Source organism: Candidatus Acidiferrales bacterium (genome assembly GCA_035934015.1).
In the GTDB taxonomy this organism is placed as follows: domain Bacteria; phylum Acidobacteriota; class Terriglobia; order Acidiferrales; family UBA7541; genus DAHUXN01.
Map to the genome: position 1 here is coordinate 13,835 of DASYYH010000026.1, position 18,499 is coordinate 32,333.

21 protein-coding genes, 1 tRNA gene and 1 pseudogene are annotated in these 18,499 nt (G+C 57.4%); 16 read left to right on the forward strand and 7 right to left on the reverse strand.

Annotated elements, in window-relative coordinates:
* Window positions 1-1,353: 1,353 nt before the first annotated feature.
* Together VGR81_12320 and VGR81_12325 are read right to left on the reverse strand one after the other, a co-directional pair.
* Window positions 1,354-1,701, reverse strand: a complete 348-nt coding sequence (locus VGR81_12320) for a metalloregulator ArsR/SmtB family transcription factor (GenBank protein ID HEV2289728.1) — start codon at window positions 1,699-1,701, stop codon at window positions 1,354-1,356.
* Complete coding sequence (locus VGR81_12325) at window positions 1,682-2,161, reverse strand: SRPBCC family protein (GenBank protein ID HEV2289729.1); 480 nt, start codon at window positions 2,159-2,161, stop codon at window positions 1,682-1,684. The genes VGR81_12320 and VGR81_12325 overlap by 20 nt, the downstream gene beginning before the upstream one ends.
* A 281-nt stretch (window positions 2,162-2,442) precedes the next feature.
* Between VGR81_12325 and VGR81_12330 the strand changes: the two genes are divergently transcribed.
* From VGR81_12330 to VGR81_12400, 15 genes are all read left to right on the forward strand, one after another.
* A complete protein-coding gene (locus VGR81_12330; protein ID HEV2289730.1) occupies window positions 2,443-2,757 on the forward strand; it encodes a hypothetical protein in 315 nt (104 codons plus the stop codon).
* Between the two features lie 110 nt (window positions 2,758-2,867).
* Window positions 2,868-3,557, forward strand: a complete 690-nt coding sequence (locus VGR81_12335; protein HEV2289731.1) for a hypothetical protein — start codon at window positions 2,868-2,870, stop codon at window positions 3,555-3,557.
* The gene (locus tag VGR81_12340; GenBank protein ID HEV2289732.1) at window positions 3,524-3,919 is read left to right on the forward strand and encodes a DoxX-like family protein; all 396 of its coding nucleotides are present in this window, start codon (window positions 3,524-3,526) and stop codon (window positions 3,917-3,919) included. The genes VGR81_12335 and VGR81_12340 overlap by 34 nt, the downstream gene beginning before the upstream one ends.
* Window positions 3,916-4,809, forward strand: a complete 894-nt coding sequence (locus tag VGR81_12345) for a DUF3419 family protein (protein ID HEV2289733.1) — start codon at window positions 3,916-3,918, stop codon at window positions 4,807-4,809. Before VGR81_12340 ends, VGR81_12345 begins: the two co-directional genes overlap by 4 nt.
* Before the next feature lie 168 nt (window positions 4,810-4,977).
* Complete coding sequence (gap, locus tag VGR81_12350) at window positions 4,978-5,982, forward strand: type I glyceraldehyde-3-phosphate dehydrogenase (GenBank protein HEV2289734.1); 1,005 nt, start codon at window positions 4,978-4,980, stop codon at window positions 5,980-5,982.
* 43 nt (window positions 5,983-6,025) lie between these two features.
* Window positions 6,026-7,222 (forward strand): phosphoglycerate kinase, encoded by a 1,197-nt coding sequence (locus tag VGR81_12355; GenBank protein HEV2289735.1) that lies wholly within the window; start codon window positions 6,026-6,028, stop codon window positions 7,220-7,222.
* A gap of 11 nt (window positions 7,223-7,233) precedes the next feature.
* Window positions 7,234-7,983, forward strand: coding sequence for a triose-phosphate isomerase (tpiA, locus tag VGR81_12360; protein ID HEV2289736.1), 750 nt, complete (start codon window positions 7,234-7,236; stop codon window positions 7,981-7,983).
* Between the two features lie 53 nt (window positions 7,984-8,036).
* Window positions 8,037-8,447, forward strand: coding sequence for a preprotein translocase subunit SecG (secG, locus tag VGR81_12365; GenBank protein ID HEV2289737.1), 411 nt, complete (start codon window positions 8,037-8,039; stop codon window positions 8,445-8,447).
* A gap of 36 nt (window positions 8,448-8,483) precedes the next feature.
* Window positions 8,484-8,570, forward strand: a tRNA-Leu gene (locus tag VGR81_12370).
* A gap of 192 nt (window positions 8,571-8,762) precedes the next feature.
* Window positions 8,763-9,596: a cytochrome c oxidase subunit II gene (gene coxB / locus VGR81_12375; protein HEV2289738.1), complete on the forward strand. Its 834-nt coding sequence runs from the start codon at window positions 8,763-8,765 to the stop codon at window positions 9,594-9,596.
* 52 nt (window positions 9,597-9,648) lie between these two features.
* On the forward strand, window positions 9,649-11,400 hold the full coding sequence (locus tag VGR81_12380) for a cbb3-type cytochrome c oxidase subunit I (GenBank protein HEV2289739.1): 1,752 nt from the start codon (window positions 9,649-9,651) through the stop codon (window positions 11,398-11,400).
* A gap of 20 nt (window positions 11,401-11,420) precedes the next feature.
* The gene (locus VGR81_12385) at window positions 11,421-12,077 is read left to right on the forward strand and encodes a cytochrome c oxidase subunit 3 (GenBank protein ID HEV2289740.1); all 657 of its coding nucleotides are present in this window, start codon (window positions 11,421-11,423) and stop codon (window positions 12,075-12,077) included.
* An 18-nt stretch (window positions 12,078-12,095) separates the two neighbouring features.
* Window positions 12,096-12,734, forward strand: a complete 639-nt coding sequence (locus tag VGR81_12390) for a cytochrome c oxidase subunit 3 (protein ID HEV2289741.1) — start codon at window positions 12,096-12,098, stop codon at window positions 12,732-12,734.
* A gap of 15 nt (window positions 12,735-12,749) precedes the next feature.
* Window positions 12,750-13,082 carry a cytochrome C oxidase subunit IV family protein gene (locus VGR81_12395; protein ID HEV2289742.1) on the forward strand — a complete coding sequence of 111 codons (333 nt, stop codon included), beginning with the start codon at window positions 12,750-12,752 and terminating at the stop codon, window positions 13,080-13,082.
* A 54-nt stretch (window positions 13,083-13,136) separates the two neighbouring features.
* A complete protein-coding gene (locus VGR81_12400) occupies window positions 13,137-13,451 on the forward strand; it encodes a hypothetical protein (protein ID HEV2289743.1) in 315 nt (104 codons plus the stop codon).
* 138 nt (window positions 13,452-13,589) lie between these two features.
* Here VGR81_12400 and VGR81_12405 read toward each other — a convergent pair.
* The 4 genes and pseudogenes from VGR81_12405 to VGR81_12420 form a co-directional block, all read right to left on the reverse strand.
* Window positions 13,590-14,063, reverse strand: a pseudogene (locus VGR81_12405) (peroxiredoxin).
* 193 nt (window positions 14,064-14,256) lie between these two features.
* A complete protein-coding gene (locus tag VGR81_12410) occupies window positions 14,257-15,336 on the reverse strand; it encodes an HD domain-containing phosphohydrolase (GenBank protein HEV2289744.1) in 1,080 nt (359 codons plus the stop codon).
* Between the two features lie 136 nt (window positions 15,337-15,472).
* On the reverse strand, window positions 15,473-16,024 hold the full coding sequence (locus tag VGR81_12415) for a hypothetical protein (protein ID HEV2289745.1): 552 nt from the start codon (window positions 16,022-16,024) through the stop codon (window positions 15,473-15,475).
* Window positions 16,021-16,803 carry a hypothetical protein gene (locus VGR81_12420; protein HEV2289746.1) on the reverse strand — a complete coding sequence of 261 codons (783 nt, stop codon included), beginning with the start codon at window positions 16,801-16,803 and terminating at the stop codon, window positions 16,021-16,023. Before VGR81_12420 ends, VGR81_12415 begins: the two co-directional genes overlap by 4 nt.
* Before the next feature lie 452 nt (window positions 16,804-17,255).
* Here VGR81_12420 and VGR81_12425 point away from each other — a divergent pair, with 452 nt between their 5' ends.
* Window positions 17,256-17,594 (forward strand): hypothetical protein, encoded by a 339-nt coding sequence (locus tag VGR81_12425; GenBank protein ID HEV2289747.1) that lies wholly within the window; start codon window positions 17,256-17,258, stop codon window positions 17,592-17,594.
* Here the strand turns inward: VGR81_12425 and VGR81_12430 are convergent.
* Window positions 17,581-18,321, reverse strand: coding sequence for a hypothetical protein (locus tag VGR81_12430; GenBank protein ID HEV2289748.1), 741 nt, complete (start codon window positions 18,319-18,321; stop codon window positions 17,581-17,583). The two genes, VGR81_12425 and VGR81_12430, sit on opposite strands and share 14 nt — an antisense overlap.
* Window positions 18,322-18,499: the final 178 nt, after the last annotated feature.

Below are 18,499 nucleotides of genomic sequence, written 5' to 3' on the forward strand. Positions count from 1 at the left end.
CCCCTACGAGGCCTTGGCAGGCGACGCGCGAGCGGGCGAGGCTCCGAGTGAGAACGAAGAACGGGAACTGAACGCGACTCGGGGAGTCGCGACGGGCGCAGCAAGCAGCGCCCCTACGACCGGCAAGAACACACAGGCTGAGAGCCCGCCTGCGGCGGGCAAACGGCGGGCAGGCCTCACGCCGTTCACGAAAGGCGTGTGAACGGGTTCGGAATGACAACAAAAGAGAGACGGGCGCGGCAAGCAGCGCCTCTACAAAGGCAGAGGCTGAGCGCGTTGAGACACGCGCAAGAAGAAGTTAGTGCGCGCGAAAGCCCAACGGTCAAATAGCGACCGCGAAGCACACGCAAGATCCCCGCCCTTTGCTGCGTGCGGACGCATGCGCGCAGAGCGCAAAGGATGGGCCACCCACGGGGTGCGAGTGGCCGAGCTGAGGCAAAAGCAGATTCCCGCCACGGCGGGCAAGCTCGGAATGACAGCGTAGAGGGGCAGCACGCGCGCGAGGCGGAGAGGATGGCCAGCCACGAGTCGACGCCGCCGAATTGTAATGGGAGCGGCATAGCGGCGTCGAGTTTCGGTCACACGACGACCGGAATCCGCGAGGCGGACCGCTGCACTCCAAACAAACAAAAGCAGGTCCTTCGGTTCGGTCCCTTCGCGAAGGCGACTCAGGGCAGGCAGGGCAAGCGAGTGGCAAGTGTCGTGCGTCGGGGCGGTGGTTGGGCGCGAGACGGAGGCGAGACGGGAGTCTCGCCCGGTCGGATCTGAAGATCCGACCCTACAGGAAAGACAAATGCGCGGAATTGCCGGCGAGGGTTGCATAATATCCGTAAGCGTCGTCCGTCTTGTATCGTGCGCCGCCCACAATCCGGAAAATTCAGACTGACACAGAACCCACCCTTTGCTGCGCGCGGTGAAGCGCGCGCAAGGCACTCCCTTCCTTTGTCAGGGCATGCAGGGCAAGCAGGATGGGCCACCCGCGTCCTGGAGACCAGATGCTGGAGGCTAGAGGCTGGAGCGAAGAAGCAGCGGCGATGCTACGCCCCAAAAGACAAAAGCAGGTCCCTCACCGCCATCCCGCACGCTTCTTTTGCGCTGAACTGCTGCCCTGTGCGTGCGGGCTGGGTTCGGGATGACAACGGGCGGGGCCCTTCGTCAGGGTAAACAAGCAGCGCCCTACGAAGAGAGAGGCTGACCGAGAAGTGGCGGCGAGATGCCACGCTGCAAAAGACAAAAGCAGGTCCTTCGCTTTGCTCAGGATGACACAAGAGCGAAAAAACAGCGGCGTGCGCGGGCAGGAGCTTGGTAGAGACTGATAGAAGCGTGATTTTAACGCGGCCTATGTTGTAAAGCTCAGCGTTCGACGAAGTATTTGAGGCGGGCGAGAGAGCGATCCCACTGGGCGGAGACGAGTTCGAGATATTTTTTGAGGTCTTCGACAGGCTCGGGATGGAATTCGAAGAGGCTCTCGCGACCGGAGCGGATACTGCGAACCACGCCGGCAGATTCGAGGACGCGAAGATGCTTGGTGATGGCCTGGCGCGTCAGGCGCGAGCCCGCGGTGAGTTGCGAGATGGAACGCGGGCGACCGCCGGAGAGCTTGGCGACAATGACGAGGCGCGTCGCGTCGCCAAGCGCGGCGAAGGTGAGCGCATGAGCGCGGCGTGCGGCGAACGCGCGGCTAGGCTTTCTTCGTGACATAGGCCTCGAGGTTCTTCATCTGCTCGGTCCAGCCGCCTTCATTGCGGCGGAAAGCGTCGAGACGGCGATCGGCGGGAAGATTGTCAAAGCCGGACTCGATGATCGTAAGCAAAGTGCCTGTGGGAGTTTTCTCGAGACGAAATTCCACGAGCGTGGTGGGTTCGCCGGAATAATCCTGCGTCCCGGTCTTGTCGAAAGATTTCGGATGAGGCCAGGTGAAGGAAAAAAGGCGCTCGCGCTCCATTTTCTGGATGACGGCTTCCCATTGGATGTGTTCGTAGCCGGGATACGTGATGTGGCCGCGAGAGACCTGACCGGGGACGAAGGGGCCGTCGATTTTGACGCGGAACCATTCGCCGAATTCGCGGTGGTCGGTGAGAGCGCGCCAGACGCGGGAGATGGGCGCTTTGAGTTCCATGCGCTTGACGATACGGTCGGTGACGCTCTGTGAGTCGGGCATAATGTGCAACCTCCGGGTTGCACGTTAGCGCAGGCAAAGAAAAAATGCAACCTTTTTGTTGCGCATCGCGCGCGGCAGGCGGTATGCGAATGTGACCATGGTCACACACAGTTGACACCATTTTGTGAATGATGCGGGCGCGGCGCGAAAAACTAGTGGGTTCACCCGGCGGGGAAGGTGTATAAGACGCGGCAATGGAGGCCGGCGGAGAAAACTCCGCAGACGTTAGGTTCCCTTAGCAAGAAAGATCCAGATGGTTAGAGCGTCGCGAGGAGGATCGAATGAGTGCGCCATTGATCGGAATGTCGTTTGCGGCATTCGTTGTGGTGACAATTATCAGCGGAATTGCCGGAGCGATTGTGCACTGGGGATTCCGCTATCGGTTGTTTCAGGGAATCGAAGGGTGCCTGGGACAGTGGATGGTGGCGTGGGTGGGAGCGTGGTTGGGACCGGCGGTGCTGGGACATTGGTTTGATGCGGCGGTGGTGAGCGGCATCTATATTGTTCCGGCGTTCATCGGTGCGTTTGCGGGCGCGTTCGCAGGAACAATCAACGCGAAGATTCTGGTGGGAGTGACGTCGCAAAGAGGAGCCTAGTGGCGCGATTTGTTTTGAAAGCGCACGCGGAGGCTTAAGCGCGGACTGCAAATGGCGGTGATTTGGCCCGCTTGCGCTGAAGCATGGATGGACGAGTCCGGGAGAATGAGATGAGCGCGGGACGCGATGCGGGCGCACCAGCTGAGGATTTGCTGCCGGCGGCCTTGCGAACGAAGAGGGAGGCAGGGCCGCGGTATCGAATTGTGAGCTGGGCATGCGCGCGCGACGGAGTCAAGGAAGCCGTTTCAACGCGAGTGCGGTTCGAGACCGGCGCCGAAGCGGTGTGGGAGGAGTTGATGTTTTATGAGGAAGTGCCGGGGCGCGCGCCGCTGCTGCTGCGGACACTGTTGGCGGAGCCGGTGCGGACCGAAGGCGAGAAAGGGCGCGCGGGAGCGACGGTGCGGTGCGTGTATAGCGGCGGGGCGAAGCTGACGAAGCGTGTCAAGAGCGTGGAAGCGCCGCGGTCGTTGCGGTTCGAGGTGATTGAACAGCGATTGGGGATCGAGGATTGCATTCGGACGCTGGGAGGATCGTACGAGATTAAGAGCTGCGGCGAGGGGAGTGAAGTTGTGCTAACGACGAATTATGAAGCGTATTTGCGACCGCGGGCGTTGTGGCGCCGCGTGGAAGCCGCGCTAGTGAGCCAACTGCATCGGCATATTCTGCGTGGGATTTCTGCGGCGATTCTGGGGAGAAGCAGAGTTGGACGCAAGGAGGCGCGGAGACCGCACGCGGCCGAAAGTGATATTGCGGCGGGAGGATTTGCGTGCACGATTTCGCAATCGCGTTCCCGCCATTAATTGTGATTCGAACCAGCGTCGCGGCAGTGTGGGTGTACGAGGGGCTATGGTGCAAGATTCTGGGGCGCGTGAAAACGCAGCTAGAGGTAGTGACGGCGGTGCCGCGGCTGGGGCCACGATTTGGAGGCGCGTTCCTGAAAATGCTTGGCGCCGTGGAGGTGACGCTGGCCGCATGGGTGATGGCTGGAACCGAGCCGAGATTGTGCGCGATTATGCAGACGGCTTTGCTGGTGTTGATGAATGCGAACGGATTGCTATGGGCACGCCGGATTATTCGCGAGCCGGCGGGAATGATCGTGAAGAACATTGCGTTTTTGGTGCTGGTGTGGGTGTGCGGGGCGATCCCCGGAAGCAAGCTGTGAAATCGGAAACTGCGTGGCGGGCGGGGCGGCTCGGGTGGAGAAATGGTTCGCAGCGGCTGCTTTTTGGGCGGATGTATGAGGATGCGGAGATCGAACGCGCGGCGTTTCGGGGAAAAGGCCGCGTTTTTTGCATCGCTTCGGCGGGCGACACGGCGCAGCGGCTAGCGGATGAGCATGAAGTCGTAGCCTGCGACATCAATCCCGTGCAACTTGCGTATGCGGAGCGGCGCGCGAGTGGCGGTCCAGCGGAAATCGGCGACGCCGAGCGCGCGATGAGATTCGCGCGCCGGTTGATGCCGCTGGCGGGCTGGCGCGAGGAAGCCCTGCGCGAGTTTCTAGAGATGTCGGACGTCGCGGCGCAGAGGACTTTTTGGCGCGAGCATTTCGATACATGGCGATTTCGTGTGGGGTTTGATTTGCTGATGTCCGCGCCAGCCTTGCACGTGATGTATGCGCAAAATTTTCTTTCTTTCCTGCCCGCAAAATTCGGCGAAGTGATGCGGAAGCGGCTGGAACGGGGATTTGCGCGGCATCCGAACGCTGCGAATCCCTACGCGCGAGCGCTGCTGCTCTGCGAATCGAGCGAGAGAATTTCGCCGAAGAACGCGAACATTCGATTCGTTGCGGGGGATGCGGCATCGTGGCTGGAATCGTGTCCAGAGGGATATTTTGATGCATTTACACTCTCGAACATTCTGGACGGAGCAGAGCCGGAATATCGCGCGCGATTAGCGCGGGCCGTACAGCGCGCGGCAGCGAATGATGCCGTCGTAGTTTTGAGAAGCTTCGGTGAGCCATCGCAGAGCGTCGAGAACAACCAGGCTGAATGCGATCGCGCGATGCTGTGGGGAGTGGTGGAACGGCGCGGCGCACGGACGTTTTTTGCATGAAGAGATGTGACTGGGGTCACATGCAACCCATCCTGCGTGGTGAATCATAATGCATGTGCATGGTGCGTTGACATTTTGTGCGAGGAGACCTAGCATCGCTCGGACACGGCGCCTGTGGATGCACAGTTTGGAGTCTGATTCGGCATATTTTCGCGTTCGGAGGGAAGAATGGCAGTAAAAGTGGCGATCAACGGATTCGGGCGCATTGGGCGAAATATATTTCGCGCGGGGATCGGCGATCCGGCCGTTGAGTTTGTGGCGGTGAACGACCTGACCGACGCGAAAACGCTTGGGCATCTTCTGAAATACGACTCGATTCTTGGGAATTTGCCGAACCGCGTTACGGCGACGGAAGACTCGATACAAGTGGATGGGCGAAGCGTCCGCGTTTTTCGCGTGAAAGAATTGGACAAGGTGGACTGGCCATCGACGGGCGCGGAAATCGTGGTGGAGTCAGCGGGCGTGTTCAACAAAGGGCCGGAGGCGCGGAAGCACATTCGCGGGCCGGTGAAAAAAGTGCTGATTACAGCGCCGGCGACGGACCCGGATTGTACGCTGGTGCTGGGCGTGAATGACAAGACGTACGATCCGGCGAAGCATCATGTGATTTCCAATGCGTCGTGCACGACAAATTGCCTGGCGCCGGTGGCCAAAGTGCTGCACGAGACGTTTGGAATTGCCGTGGGAACGATGACGACGATCCATTCGTACACAAACGACCAGCGGCTGCTCGATTTGCCGCACAAGGATTTGCGGCGGGCGAGGGCGGCGGCGCTGTCTATGATTCCGACGTCGACGGGAGCGGCCAAGGCGCTGCATCTGGTGATTCCGGAGCTGAAGGGAAAGCTCGATGGATATGCGATGCGCGTGCCGACGCCGAATGTGAGCGTGGTGGACCTGTCGGTGATGCTGGAAAAGACGGCGACGCCGGAAAGCATCAACGCGGCGTTTCGCGCGGCGGCGGAAGGACGGCTCAAGGGAATTCTGGAGTACACGGAAGAGGACCTGGTGTCGATCGATTTTCGCGGGAATCCACATTCGGCGATTGTGGACGCGAGCTATACGCGCGTGGTGGGAACGAATTGCGCGAAGGTGCTGGCGTGGTACGACAATGAATGGGGTTATTCATCGCGATGCCTGGATTTGATCAAGATGATGGCGGCACGGCTGTAAACTGGCAGGTCTGCTGAACTTCCGCGATGGTTGCCCAACAAACATGCACAAACTCTCGATACGCGACCTGGAATTGAAAGGAAAGCGCGTGTTCGTGCGCGCGGATTTCAATGTGCCGCTGGCAGATGGGAAGGTCGCAGACGACACACGCATCCGCGCGACGCTGCCGACGCTGCGGCTGGCGATGGAACGCGGGGCGCGAGTTGTGGTGGCTTCGCACTTGGGACGACCGAAGGGAAAACCAGAAGAAAAATACAGCCTGGCGCCGGTGGCGGCGCGGCTGAAGGAACTGCTGGGCAAGCCCGTCGTTTTTGCGTCGGATTGCGTGGGGGAAGGGCCGATGTCGCGGAGCCGCGCGCTGAAGGACGGCGATGTGATGCTGCTCGAAAATGTGCGGTTCCACGCGGAAGAAGAGAAAAACGATGAGAAGTTTTCGAAGCAGCTCGCGGAGTTGTGCGACGGGATTTTCGTGTGCGACGCGTTCGGGTCGGCGCACCGCGCGCACGCGTCCGTGGTGGGCATCACGCATTTCGTGCAGAAAGCGGCGGCGGGGCTGCTGATGGAACAGGAGTTGAAATATCTCGGACAGGCGATGAGCAATCCGGAGCGGCCGTTTGTGGCGATACTGGGTGGCGCGAAAGTCTCGGACAAAATCGAAGTGATTGAGAATTTGATGAAGATCGCCAACACGATGCTGATCGGCGGTGCGATGGCGTATACATTCTTTCGCGCGAAGGGATATACGACGGGGAAATCGCTGGTCGAAGAAGATAAGGTGGAACTGGCGCTGACGCTGCTGGGCGAAGCACGCGAGCGGCATTGCGCGATTGTGCTGCCCGTTGACCACGTGCTGGCGCGCGGACTGGAAGAAGGCGCGCAGACGCAGATCACTGGAGTCGAAGGCACGCCGGCGGACTGGATGGGGCTGGACATCGGGCCGAAGACGATTGATTTGTTTTGCAGAGAAATTGCGGGGGCGAAGACGATTGTGTGGAATGGGCCGGTGGGAATGTTCGAGAAGCCGGCGTTTGCGCGAGGGACGCTGGCGATTGCGCAGGCTGTGGCGGACGCGACAATGAAAGGCGCGACATCGATTGTCGGCGGCGGGGACAGCGTGGCGGCGGTGGAACAGGCAGGAGTGGCGGGGAAAATTTCGCACATTTCGACAGGCGGCGGAGCTTCGCTGGAGTTTCTGGCGGGACGAAAGTTGCCCGGCGTTGAAGCGCTGACGAATTGTTGACAGAGGATTTGGTGCGGCGACCAGTCATCGCAGGGAATTGGAAAATGCACAAGACGCTCGCAGAGACGCGGGCGTTTTTCGAGGCGTTCAAGCCGCTGGTTGCGGGAACGAAGCACTGCGACATCATTCTTGCACCGGCGTTCACGGCGGTTGCGACTGCGGTGGAGGAGGCGAAGGGGAGTGCGATTGGAATCGCGGCGCAGGATGCGTACTGGGAACGCGAAGGGGCGTTCACGGGCGAAGTGTCGATGGGAATGCTGGTTGAAGCCGGTTGCCGCGCAGTGATTTTAGGGCATTCCGAGCGCAGGCAATACTTCGGTGAGACGGATGCGACGGTGAATCGCAAGACCAAGGCGGCAGTTGCGGCGGGATTGCAGCCGATTGTTTGCGTAGGAGAGAGACTGGAAGAGCGAGAAACAAGGAAGACGGAAGAGGTGCTGGAGCGCCAATTTGCGGGCGGAATGGCAACGTTGACCGATGCGGAGTTCTCGCGTATTCTGATTGCTTACGAGCCGGTTTGGGCGATTGGCACGGGCAAGACGGCGACGCCAGAGATGGCCGAGGAAGCGCATCGCTTTATTCGGCGTCTCGTTGCGAAGAAATTCGGCGCGGATAAGGCAGCAGCGTGCAGGATTCTTTACGGCGGCAGCGTGAAACCGGAAAATATCCGTGGCCTGATGGCGCAGGACGATATTGATGGCGCGCTGGTCGGCGGAGCGAGCCTTGAGCCACGGGCATTTTCAAATATTGTGAACTATTAGAAGTTTGCCTCAGAGGATTTGGAGGCTAAGCCTAATCGGAGTGGGAGTAGAGGATGCCAAACGCAGGAAAATGGGGACTTGCATTGCTGGCAGCGGTGCTGCTGGTTTGGCTTGGATGGCACTATAGCTTCGTGCTGGTCACACTGCACGTAGCTGTGTGCCTGCTGTTGATATTCGTAATCATGCTGCAAAGCGGAAACGCGGCGGATTTGGCGGGAGCGTTCGGCGGAGCAGGGAGCCAGACGGCATTTGGTCCGCGCGGAGCGGCGACCTTTTTGACGAAAGCGACGACGTGGTGCGCGATTGTGTTCATGATGAGTTCGCTGGCGCTTTCCCTGAAGAGAGCACCGACGACGGAGCAGGGGAGTTCCATCCTGGAACAAACCATGCCGACGGCGCCGAGCAAACCAGCGTCTGCGCCGGTGCAGACTCCCAATCAGCAAAATCCTGCGCCGCATAAGTAAGGCGTGAATCATTGGAATCCCGGATGTTGGGAATGTGCGGTCGTGGCGGAACTGGCAGACGCATCAGCTTGAGGGGCTGACGGTAGCAATACCGTGGTGGTTCGAATCCACTCGACCGCACCAAATCTTGCCGACCTATAGAATCGCTTCAAAAAAAAGAAATCGAATGCGGAATCCTGCTTGAATTCCTTTGCGCGTGACGTATATGATGTGGCGTTTGAAATTTGAGGGGTACGGCACGCAGGTTTGGGTCGGATGTGAAGAGCGGCCATCGGGAGGTGCGACTGAGGCCGCAATTTTTTCGGAGCGGAGGAAATGGGTTCGAGAAAATCGAATGCAGGATCAGCAGCTCCCGCGGTTTTATTGGCCATTGTTATTCTACTTCTCGTTGGATCGACTCTCTATTTCCACATAGCAAAGACATGGTGGTTTCCTCCGGCGATCACGCCGGTTGGCCATGAAATCGACCAGCAATTTTTCCTGACGCTGGTGGTTACGGGAATCGTGTTCGTGCTGGCGCAACTGGCGCTGGCATGGATGGTATTCAAGTACCGCGATCACGGACAAAAGGCGCATTTCACGCGCGGAAACCACGCGCTGGAAGTGATCTGGACGACGGCGACGCTGGTGATTTTCGTCGGTCTGGGCGCGCTGGCCACGCATGCATGGGGGCAAGTGCACTTTTCGGGCATCGAACCGAACGCGGTGCAAGTGGAAGTTACGGGAGTGCAGTTTACGTGGACGTTCCGCTATCCGGGGCCGGACGGGAAATTTGGGAAGATCGTTCCGGCGGATATCGATGCGTCGGTGGAGAATCCGCTGGGATTGGATCCGAATGATCCCGCCGGGAAAGACGACATCGTCGTTTCGGACTTGTACGTCCCAGTCGATCGGGAGATCGAATTGATGATTCGGTCGCAGGACGTGATTCACAGCTTTTTCGTCCGCGAACTGCGTATCAAGCAGGATTCGGTTCCCGGGCTCATCATACCGATTCATTTCCGGGTGGAGAAAACAGGAGATTACGAAATCACGTGCAATCAGTTGTGCGGGCTGGGGCATTATCACATGCACGCGATCATGCACGTGCTGTCGGAGGCGGATTTCGATCAGTGGGAGAGGAAGCAGGAGGCACAGAACGCGCAATGAAAATCATATTCAGGACTCTTAGTTCGAGGAGCCAGCTCCGCGGAGGAGATCAATGAGCGCGCACGCAGGCCCAGTGCATCACGCGGAAGCGCCCAAGGGATTTATCCGGCATTACATCTTCAGCGTCGACCACAAAATTATTGGGACGCAATACATCCTGCTGGGGCTTTCGGCGGTGACGATTGGAATGGTTCTGTCGCTGATCATGCGCATCCATCTGGTCTGGCCAAATGCGCACCTGTGGGGATTCGCGAATGGGATCGTTTCGCCGGAGGACTATCTGCGCGTGGTTACGATGCACGGAACACTGATGGTGTTTTTCGTGCTGACAACCGTGCCGCAGAGCGGATTCGGCAATTACTTTCTGCCGATTCAAATCGGCGCGCCAGACATGGCGTTTCCACGAATCAACATGCTGTCGTTCTGGTTCACGTTCCTGGCCATGATTGTGCTGCTGGCTTCGGCATTCGTGCCCGGCGGCGCGTCGATCAGCGGATGGACCTCTTATGCGCCATTAAGCGCGGTAGGCGAAGTCGCAGGGCCAGGATTAGGAATGGGGCAGACGCTGTGGGTGGTGAGCATCGCGCTGTTTTGCGCCGCTTCGCTGATGTCGGCGCTGAATTTCCTAGGGACGACGATTGATTTGCGAACCAAGGGTCTTTCGCTGATGCGCATGCCGCTGACCGTGTGGGGATGGTTCATCACGGCGTGCCTGGCGCTGCTGGCGTTCGGCGTATTGCTGGCGGCGTGCATCCTGCTGCTGCTCGACCGGCTGGCTTCGACGAGCTTTTTCATTCCGGCAAATCTCGATGTGAGCGGCGTGCTGCTGCATCACGGAGGCGGGTCACCGCTGCTATGGCAGCACCTGTTCTGGTTCTTCGGACACCCGGAGGTTTACATCGCAATCCTGCCGGGCATGGGAATCATCTCGCATGTACTTTCGACGTTTTCGCGCAAACCGGTGTTCGGTTACAAGGCGATGGTCTATTCACTGAGCGCGATTGGCTTCCTGAGCTTTACGGTCTGGGGCCATCATATGTTCATCAGCGGAATGAATCCTTACTCCGCTCTCGCGTTTTCGATTATCACGCTGGTAATCGGGGTGCCGTCGGCCATCAAGACATTCAATTGGCTCGGGACGCTGTGGGGCGGGCGAATTCAATTCACTGCGGCGATGCTATTCGCGATCGGATTTGTGTCACTGTTTGTGACCGGCGGACTGTCAGGGATTTTCCTGGCGCAGCCGGCGCTGGATTTGTATCTGCATGACACGTACTACGTCATCGGACACTTCCACCTGATTATGGGCGTGGCGGCGATCTTCGCGATGTTCGCAGCGACGTATTACTGGTTCCCAAAGATGTTTGGGCGGCACATGAATGAGACGATCGGGAAGATCCATTTCTGGTGCACGTTCCTGGGCGTCTACTGCATCTTCATGCCGATGCATTATCTGGGATACGCGGGCGATCCGCGACGGTATGCGAGCATCGAATCCGTGAATTATCTGCTTCCGCTGCATCCGGTGCACTATTTCATCAGCATCGCGGCGTTTTTCACGGCGAGCGCACAACTGCTCTTCTATTGGAATTTCTTCTGGAGCATCAAGCACGGAAAGCCGGCGGAGCGGAATCCGTGGCATGGGACGACGCTCGAATGGTCGGTGAGCACGCCCGTGCCGCACGACAATTTCGCAGGGCATTATCCGACGATCTATCGCGGACCATACGAATACAGCGTGCCGGGGATGAGGGACGATTACGTTCCGCAAGACCTGGCTCCGGAACTCGTGGCCAAGGCCTGACAGAGATTTGAGGCGAATGAATGCCGCATAGCACAACAACCGACGAGCTAGAGATCATCATCTCCGGCGGCGGACCGAAAAAGCCCGGAGGAGGCGGTCCGGGCGACGGCGGCGATGGATCTTCTGGAGGAGGGGGATCGGCGCTGCCTCAGCGCGTCTACGTGACGGGAATTACGATTGGGATGGGCGCGATTCTAATGTTTTTCATGGCGCTCGTCAGCGCGTTCATTGTTCGCAAGGGGATGGGGAACGATTGGCGCGCGTTTGCGATTCCCCGGGTTTTGTGGCTGAACACAGCGATTCTGCTGGCCAGCAGCGGAACGATGATTTATGCGCGGCGACTTTTCAAACGCGGGGACAGCGCAGGATTCCGGCACTGGTGGGCGATGACGACGATGCTGGGGCTGCTGTTTCTGGCAGGGCAATTGATTGCGTGGCGGCAGATGGTGGCTTCGGGATTCTATCTGGCGACGAATCCAAGCAGCAGTTTTTTTTACGTACTGACAGCAGCGCACGGAGCGCATTTGCTCGGCGGAATTTTCGCACTAGGCTATGTCGGCTGGCTTCGACTGCGGAAGCTGACGCTTGAAACAGCGACCGAAGTGGCGGCGCTTTATTGGCACTTCATGGATGGGCTGTGGATTTTTCTCTTCTTACTTTTACTGTTGGGACGGTGAAACTTGTCTGAACTCGAGATGGATACACTGACAGGAACGGCGTGGGATGGTGGCGCGGCGCCGTTTGCCACGAACACGAAAAAGCTGGGAATGTGGCTGTTCCTGCTTTCCGACTCGCTGACGTTTTCGACGGCAATTCTGGCTTACGCATACCTGAGATTATCGAGCGCGAATTGGCCGCGGCCATTTGAGTTTTCACCAGCGGTCGTGAACGCGACGTTTCTGACGTTCATTCTTCTCTCCAGCAGCTTGACGATGGTGATGGCCGTGGCGGCGGCGCACCGTGACGAAATTCGCAAAGCCGTGATTTATGTTCTTCTGACGGCGGTCGGCGGAATTGCATTCGTCGTGCTGCACTTGATGGAGTGGTTCCGATTGTTCGCTGAGGGCGTGACGCCGTGGTCGAATCACTTTGTGGTGGACGGGCAGCCGGGCGATCCGCTGTTTGGTGGGACGTTTTTCGGGTTGACAGGGCTGCACATGCTGCACGTGTCCATCGGCGTGATTTATCTGTGCATTATCGCGTACGGATTCGGACGGCGAAAATTCAACGCGGATCATGTGGAAGTGAGCGGTCTTTACTGGCACTTCGTCGATTTGGTTTGGATGTTCATATTTCCGATGGTGTATTTGATGTCCGTCAGTCTGAAAGGCTAAGGAGCAAAACGCACGATGAGCGCGCATGGGACAACGGTTGAAGCAACACACCAACCCGGATCGAAGAAACTGTTCATGTGGGTATGGTTCTGGCTATTGATTCTGACGGGGGTTGAAACTTTCCTGGCGTATTTGCAACTGCAACCCCGCCTCATGCTGACGCTGCTGATCGGGCTTTCGCTGATCAAAGCGGCGCTGATTGTAGCGTACTTCATGCACTTGCGATTCGAGAAGATTGGGCTATTCCTGATCATCGTTCCCTCGCTGGTTTTTTGCCTGACGATGATTTTGATCTTTGTGTTTCCGGATAGCCTGCGGATTGCGCAACTGAGCGGATTGGGGCACTAAGCGTCGCGCTTCCAAGAACAGGCACGGCGGATGTAGGATGACAAAGGCGAATCTATGAATTGGCGAAAGATGGCTGGGAAACTGATCGCGGCGGGCGCGGCGGTGGCGGGTATTTTGCTCGGCGCGACTTCGACTTTCGCGCAGGGCTGCGCGCTCTGCTATAACGACGCGGCGGCGTCCGGCCCGCAGGCCGAGGCCGCGCTGCGACACGGGATTTTGATCCTGCTGATTCCTCCGATGGTAATTTTCGCTTTTTTTTACGGGATGCTTTACCGGCGGCGAAACGTGCATTTTGGGTCTGAAGCAAAGGTTTCGGAGGCGTCTTTTGAACGGCATAACGCCGGTGAAATCGTCCTTCCGCTGAGCTGAGTTATTTCCGAAAAGAATGGGATTGTACGTCAGAGCAGCACGGGTGTACCTATGCGGGCGGAATTTTTGCGGGCTTTCGAGCGGAAAACGAAGCTGCGCGAGAGCGACCGGCGGCCGCCCTCGCGCAACGGAGGCGAACTATGAGCCCTGCTTCCGGTGAAGATCCGTGCAAATGGTCACAGCGTTGTTCGGATCGATGGCGGTAGAATCAAAATCAATGTGCTTGATCCTGCCGTCCTTGCCGACGACGAACGTGGTGCGGCGAGCGAATTCGACTTTGTCGCCGGCCATGTCGTAGGAGTGAACAATGCCGTACGCCGCGAGCGCTTTGCGATTCATGTCGCTTAAGAGCGGAAATGTGACGCCGATTTCCTTCGCGAAGGCGCCATTGGCTGGCGGGCTATCGATGCTGATGCCGAAAACCACCGAATCGCTTGCTTCAATCTTGGCCAAATCAGACTGATAGGCCTCAAGTTCCTGTTTTCAACCGCCGGTGAACGCGAGAACGTAAAAGGCGAGGATGACATTCTTCTTGCCCCGAAAACTGCTGAGCGAAACTGTGGAATGCTGGTCGCTCGGCAGCGTGAAATCGGGAGCAAGGTCGCCGACTTTCAGATTCGTTGTCGTGATGGTGGCTTGGTCCTGAGCTTGCGCGGGCGGTCCAAACGCGAGCGCGGAAAGCGCCAGGAGCAGAGGCAGGGCCATCGTAACGATACGTTTCATGCGCCGTCTCCTTGAATTTAAGATCCCTTGCGAACGGAAGGTATCATACCAGAAGGCAGCATAGATAATCTCGCGAATGAAATCACTCGTCTTCGGACTGGAGGAAATTGAACGGGTCGCCGATGCTCTTGCGGATTTCGGCCCAATATTCGTCCGGCTTGGACAGGAAAGCTTCGACGACGCGCGGATCAAATTGCGTGCCGGAGAACTTGACGATTTCCGCGCGAGCGGCGCACAAGGGCAGAGCCTTTCGATACGGACGATCGGACGTCATGGCATCGAGAGTGTCCGCGACCGCGAAAATTCTTGCTCCCAAGGGAATTTCGTCGCCCTTTAGGCCGCGCGGATAGCCGGTGCCGTCATAAAACTCCTGATGGGCCAAGACGATCTGCGCAGGATCTTTCAAGAAGGGAATCCTCTTGAGCACTGTGTACCCGATTTCGCAGTGCCGCTTCATGATCTGACGCTCTTCTTCGGACAGAGGGCCGGGCTTGCGAAGCACCTGGTCGGGAATGCCCATTTTGCCAATGTCGTGGAGAAAAGCGCCGCGTGCGATTTGGCGCAGTTCGTTGCGGTCGACTTTCATGATCCTGGCGATCAGAATTGTAATGGCGGTAACGCGCTGACAATGGCCTTCGGTTTCCGCGTCCTTGGCGTCAAGAGCGCCGCCGAGCGCTTCGAGAGTGTAGTCGTACGATTGCTCGAGGTCGCGGAGAGTCAAGGAAAGCTGCTGGGTGCGTTCGGCGACTAGCTGTTCGAGGTTATGTTGGTAGGAGCGGTTTTCGAGAACCAGGCGGCGGTGTTCGAGAGCGCGATTAACGCTGTGATAGAGCTGATCCTTTTCGAAGGGCTTTAGAATGTAGTCATAAGCGCCGGCGCGGATCGCCTCCAGAGCGATGGAAATATCGTGCATGGCTGTGACCATGATGACCGGAACGTCGACATCCTGGGTGCGAACCTGGCGCAGGAGACGCATGCCGTCCATTTGCGGCATAACGATATCGCTGAGCACCAGGTCATGGGAGTCTTTGTTGATTTTCTGGATTGCCTGAAAGCCATCGGAGACAGTCGTGCAGTGATACCCCTGAGCCTCAAGTAGCGTCGAGACAACTTCACGAATCGCTTCTTCGTCGTCGCAAACGAGAATTTTTTCCCCGGCCAAGGCGCATCTCCCCGACTCGAGCATTATAGCGGCGAAAAGAGGCGCAGCAGGCGCGATTCTCTTGTGATTGAGCGTAGAAGTTACGTTGGAATAAATGGCGCGGGGACTTGAAAAATTATCGGCCGAAAGTCCTTTTTCAATTGCTGGGATTCGGGCCGAGGCGAGAAGGCATAATTCCGGCAATCTGAGACATGCGAGTTTCCAGTTCGCCCGAAAGACCTGAGATGAGATTGGTTATCCGGACAAGCTGTTTCGGAGTGACGCTATCAAACGCAATGCGAATGGCGAGCATGCGATACATGACGCGAAACTGAAGGCCAAGACGCAACCACTCCCATTGATGAGCCTTGTTTAGTTCCGGCGAAAGAGCTGAGGCCAGGCGAGCAAGGCGTTCGAGGCGCGTAAAATCCTCGGCCAGACTATTGAGATACTGGCGCAGAATCTTGCGTCGCTGCCTGCGCCACGGCGTCTCGATGGACTTTGGAGAGTGGCGAGACATGAACTCCCGGTCTTCGTTGCATAGGATCTGACTGATTTGTGGGAAGTGACGGGAATGCAGCGGCAATAGCTTCTCGATCTCAAGCGCTTCGACTGTGGCGGTCGATGAGGCAACGCGCGGAGGAAAGAGAAGCCAGACGAGAAAAATGAGAACGGCAAGAGAGAGCAAAATGGCGGTGAGCAGCGTCATTTCCACAAGCCCAGTAACGCAGAATTAAGCTGCCTAAGTCTGGCAGACATTTGGGGAGCAATCGTCTCATATTTGTCCGGTTTCATGAGCGCCGGCGAAGGGCTTACTTCGGGGAGGGGCCTAAGCAGGGCCACGCACCAAAGAAGAGTAGCGATGTTGAAAGAAACGAGACGCAAATCCTGCCAGAGTGTGAAGCGGTGCCAGGAAATCGGAGTTCTCAGGAACGTATCGTTGGCGACCTGAACAGCAGAATAAAAACCGAAACCGAACATCAGCCACGTAAGGTAATGATCGACCTTGACGCCATAATACCGGCAGAAAATGAGGCCGGAAATCAAAATGCTGAGAATCATTAATTCCAATCCGCGCTCAGCGGTAAAAACCTTGGCGACGATAACGTGCTGCAGATGACTTCTTGTGGAAGCAGCCGCGGCAATTGTGAGAGCGACGCCCAAGCCTGTTAGAAACAGACGACAAAACTTCCAAATGCCTCTATAAGGAGACAAAATCGCGCGGCAAATATCATAGACAGCCACGGCACGGGCGATGATCAAAGTCGCTTGGATGATCCAGTAAACGTTGGCGGAGGTCGCTGAATTAATTCCAGTCAAGCGATACGTCAGCCACATGACAGCTTCGTTGGCAAGCAACAAGCCGAGATAGAGGGTGAGAAATGGGAGGCGGCGAAAAAGGCCGCGACGGAGCGCCAAGACAAAAAGGACTGCTTCGACCGCGACGCCTGCGGCCCAGTGAATCGATGCGGAAAGTGAAAGACCCATGCGCGCCAGGACGGCAATATACCATTTCGATATCGGTAACGTCTACCAAAAGGCATCCGAGCGCGCATGCTCAGCTTAAAGGCCGACACAGAGGGATTGACCCGGCAGACCCGTTGGGGGCACTGGTGCGCTACCATCAGCCCAAGTAACGGGATGTATCACTGTGCGAGATGACTGCAAGTTGACGGCGGAAACTATGGGGACTACCATCACCAGAAGTAACGCACAGACAAAAAGCACATCAGCGATCCGTTTCATGATTGACCACCTCCGGGCATGAGTTTCAGAGAGATGGGGTCAGGGGTCACAAACAGAAGCAGAAATGTTCTGAACACGGAACAGGGGCAGGAGAGCTAACACTGGACGAATTTCGACAAAACCGGCGAGTTATCGAAGACTTCGCGGCAACGACGCTTGCGGCGATTCCAGGAGACTTCGGGCGTCTTCTGCACGTGGCAACGCTGCGCGATTTGGCGACAGGGCGATACCGGCACGAAGGTTTGGAGAAAATCTATTCCGAGGGGTCGGTTAACCAAGCCCTCGGTGTGTGCCACGAAGAACTGTTCGAGAAAAATCTCGAGACTTCGCTGGAACGACAGTCAGGCGAGCTTCGGAATTGCCTGGAAGGGTTTGGAGAACCGGTGAAAGAAATCGCCGCGCGCTGGCAGGAGCACGAGTTCTACCGCTTGCTGATTCCGTCGGGCGTCCCGGGCTATTTGAGAGATCTGTTTTGTTCCAACCAGAGCGCGTTGCTTGCGCTGATCGCGAATGGCGAGGCTAAGGAGAAATAAGGCGCATCGAAACGGCCACAACCTGGCCGACAACTTCAGCGTCATCCGGGAAGCGATAGTTTTGCGGCGCGCATGAAGACAGAGGATGCGGTTGCAGGACCAGGCGATTCCCTTCGAGAAGACACCAGCAACATCGGTAACCATCGCGAATATCCACAAGGTAGATAGGCCTTTCTGCTTCGTTACGCCAAATCCCTGCGGAGACTTTTTGACGATTCGGGTCGATGAGAACGAGGGCGCCGGGGCGGAGAAGCGGTTCCATCCAATGATCATCCTGTCCGACATAACCATAATTGTAACCGTTGGGATTTGCCAGGGCTGCAGCCTCGAAATGCCCCCAGTCCTCAACCATGCGCGTCAGATAGGTTGTGCGGCGCGGATCAAAAGCCGGATCAAAACGAATCGGCAATCGAACGATGCGAGGCGAAGCAGCTAGATGAGTGCGCGGTGCGAGAGATGAATGTTGACTGCCGAAGGTATCGCTCAGCGGGACGCCGTACCACTTGCAAACCTCGTCCGGATCAAGGTGATAAATTGCACAGAGGCTGTAGAGTTTGTGAAGGCTTGGGATCGTCCCGGCATTTTCGAAGTCGGCCAAGCGGCTGATGTGCAAAATGAACTCGGGACGACCGTGTCGGTTTGCAAGTTCATAGCTTGCGTGCTCAACGTCTCGATACGTCAAGCCGAGCCGCTCCCTCACTTGACGCAGGCACGTTCCAGGAAACATCACCGCGCAACTCCGGGAATTGTTCGATTGAGCGGGCGATTATAGCAGAGAGATAAAGGTGTTCAGAAATCGGAACAAAACAATTTCCGTCCATGGAAGGGCCGTCTGTTCGGGCAGCGCGGCTCGTTTTCATATTGCACGCCGGCATATGAAATAGGACCGAGGCAGAGGAAACGAT

Excerpts from the sequence above, each read along its gene's own strand:
- VGR81_12380 (HEV2289739.1), top strand. The coding sequence starts at position 9,649 with ATGAGCGCGCACGCAGGCCCAGTGCATCACGCGGAAGCGCCCAAGGGA.
- secG (HEV2289737.1), top strand. The coding sequence starts at position 8,037 with ATGCCAAACGCAGGAAAATGGGGACTTGCATTGCTGGCAGCGGTGCTG.
- gap (HEV2289734.1), top strand. The coding sequence starts at position 4,978 with ATGGCAGTAAAAGTGGCGATCAACGGATTCGGGCGCATTGGGCGAAAT.
- VGR81_12325 (HEV2289729.1), bottom strand. The coding sequence starts at position 2,161 with ATGCCCGACTCACAGAGCGTCACCGACCGTATCGTCAAGCGCATGGAA.
- VGR81_12395 (HEV2289742.1), top strand. The coding sequence starts at position 12,750 with ATGAGCGCGCATGGGACAACGGTTGAAGCAACACACCAACCCGGATCG.
- VGR81_12430 (HEV2289748.1), bottom strand. The coding sequence starts at position 18,321 with ATGTTTCCTGGAACGTGCCTGCGTCAAGTGAGGGAGCGGCTCGGCTTG.
- VGR81_12390 (HEV2289741.1), top strand. The coding sequence starts at position 12,096 with ATGGATACACTGACAGGAACGGCGTGGGATGGTGGCGCGGCGCCGTTT.
- VGR81_12320 (HEV2289728.1), bottom strand. The coding sequence starts at position 1,701 with ATGTCACGAAGAAAGCCTAGCCGCGCGTTCGCCGCACGCCGCGCTCAT.
- VGR81_12335 (HEV2289731.1), top strand. The coding sequence starts at position 2,868 with ATGAGCGCGGGACGCGATGCGGGCGCACCAGCTGAGGATTTGCTGCCG.
- VGR81_12420 (HEV2289746.1), bottom strand. The coding sequence starts at position 16,803 with ATGGGTCTTTCACTTTCCGCATCGATTCACTGGGCCGCAGGCGTCGCG.
- VGR81_12415 (HEV2289745.1), bottom strand. The coding sequence starts at position 16,024 with ATGACGCTGCTCACCGCCATTTTGCTCTCTCTTGCCGTTCTCATTTTT.
- VGR81_12385 (HEV2289740.1), top strand. The coding sequence starts at position 11,421 with ATGCCGCATAGCACAACAACCGACGAGCTAGAGATCATCATCTCCGGC.
- VGR81_12330 (HEV2289730.1), top strand. The coding sequence starts at position 2,443 with ATGAGTGCGCCATTGATCGGAATGTCGTTTGCGGCATTCGTTGTGGTG.
- coxB (HEV2289738.1), top strand. The coding sequence starts at position 8,763 with ATGGGTTCGAGAAAATCGAATGCAGGATCAGCAGCTCCCGCGGTTTTA.
- VGR81_12400 (HEV2289743.1), top strand. The coding sequence starts at position 13,137 with ATGAATTGGCGAAAGATGGCTGGGAAACTGATCGCGGCGGGCGCGGCG.
- VGR81_12355 (HEV2289735.1), top strand. The coding sequence starts at position 6,026 with ATGCACAAACTCTCGATACGCGACCTGGAATTGAAAGGAAAGCGCGTG.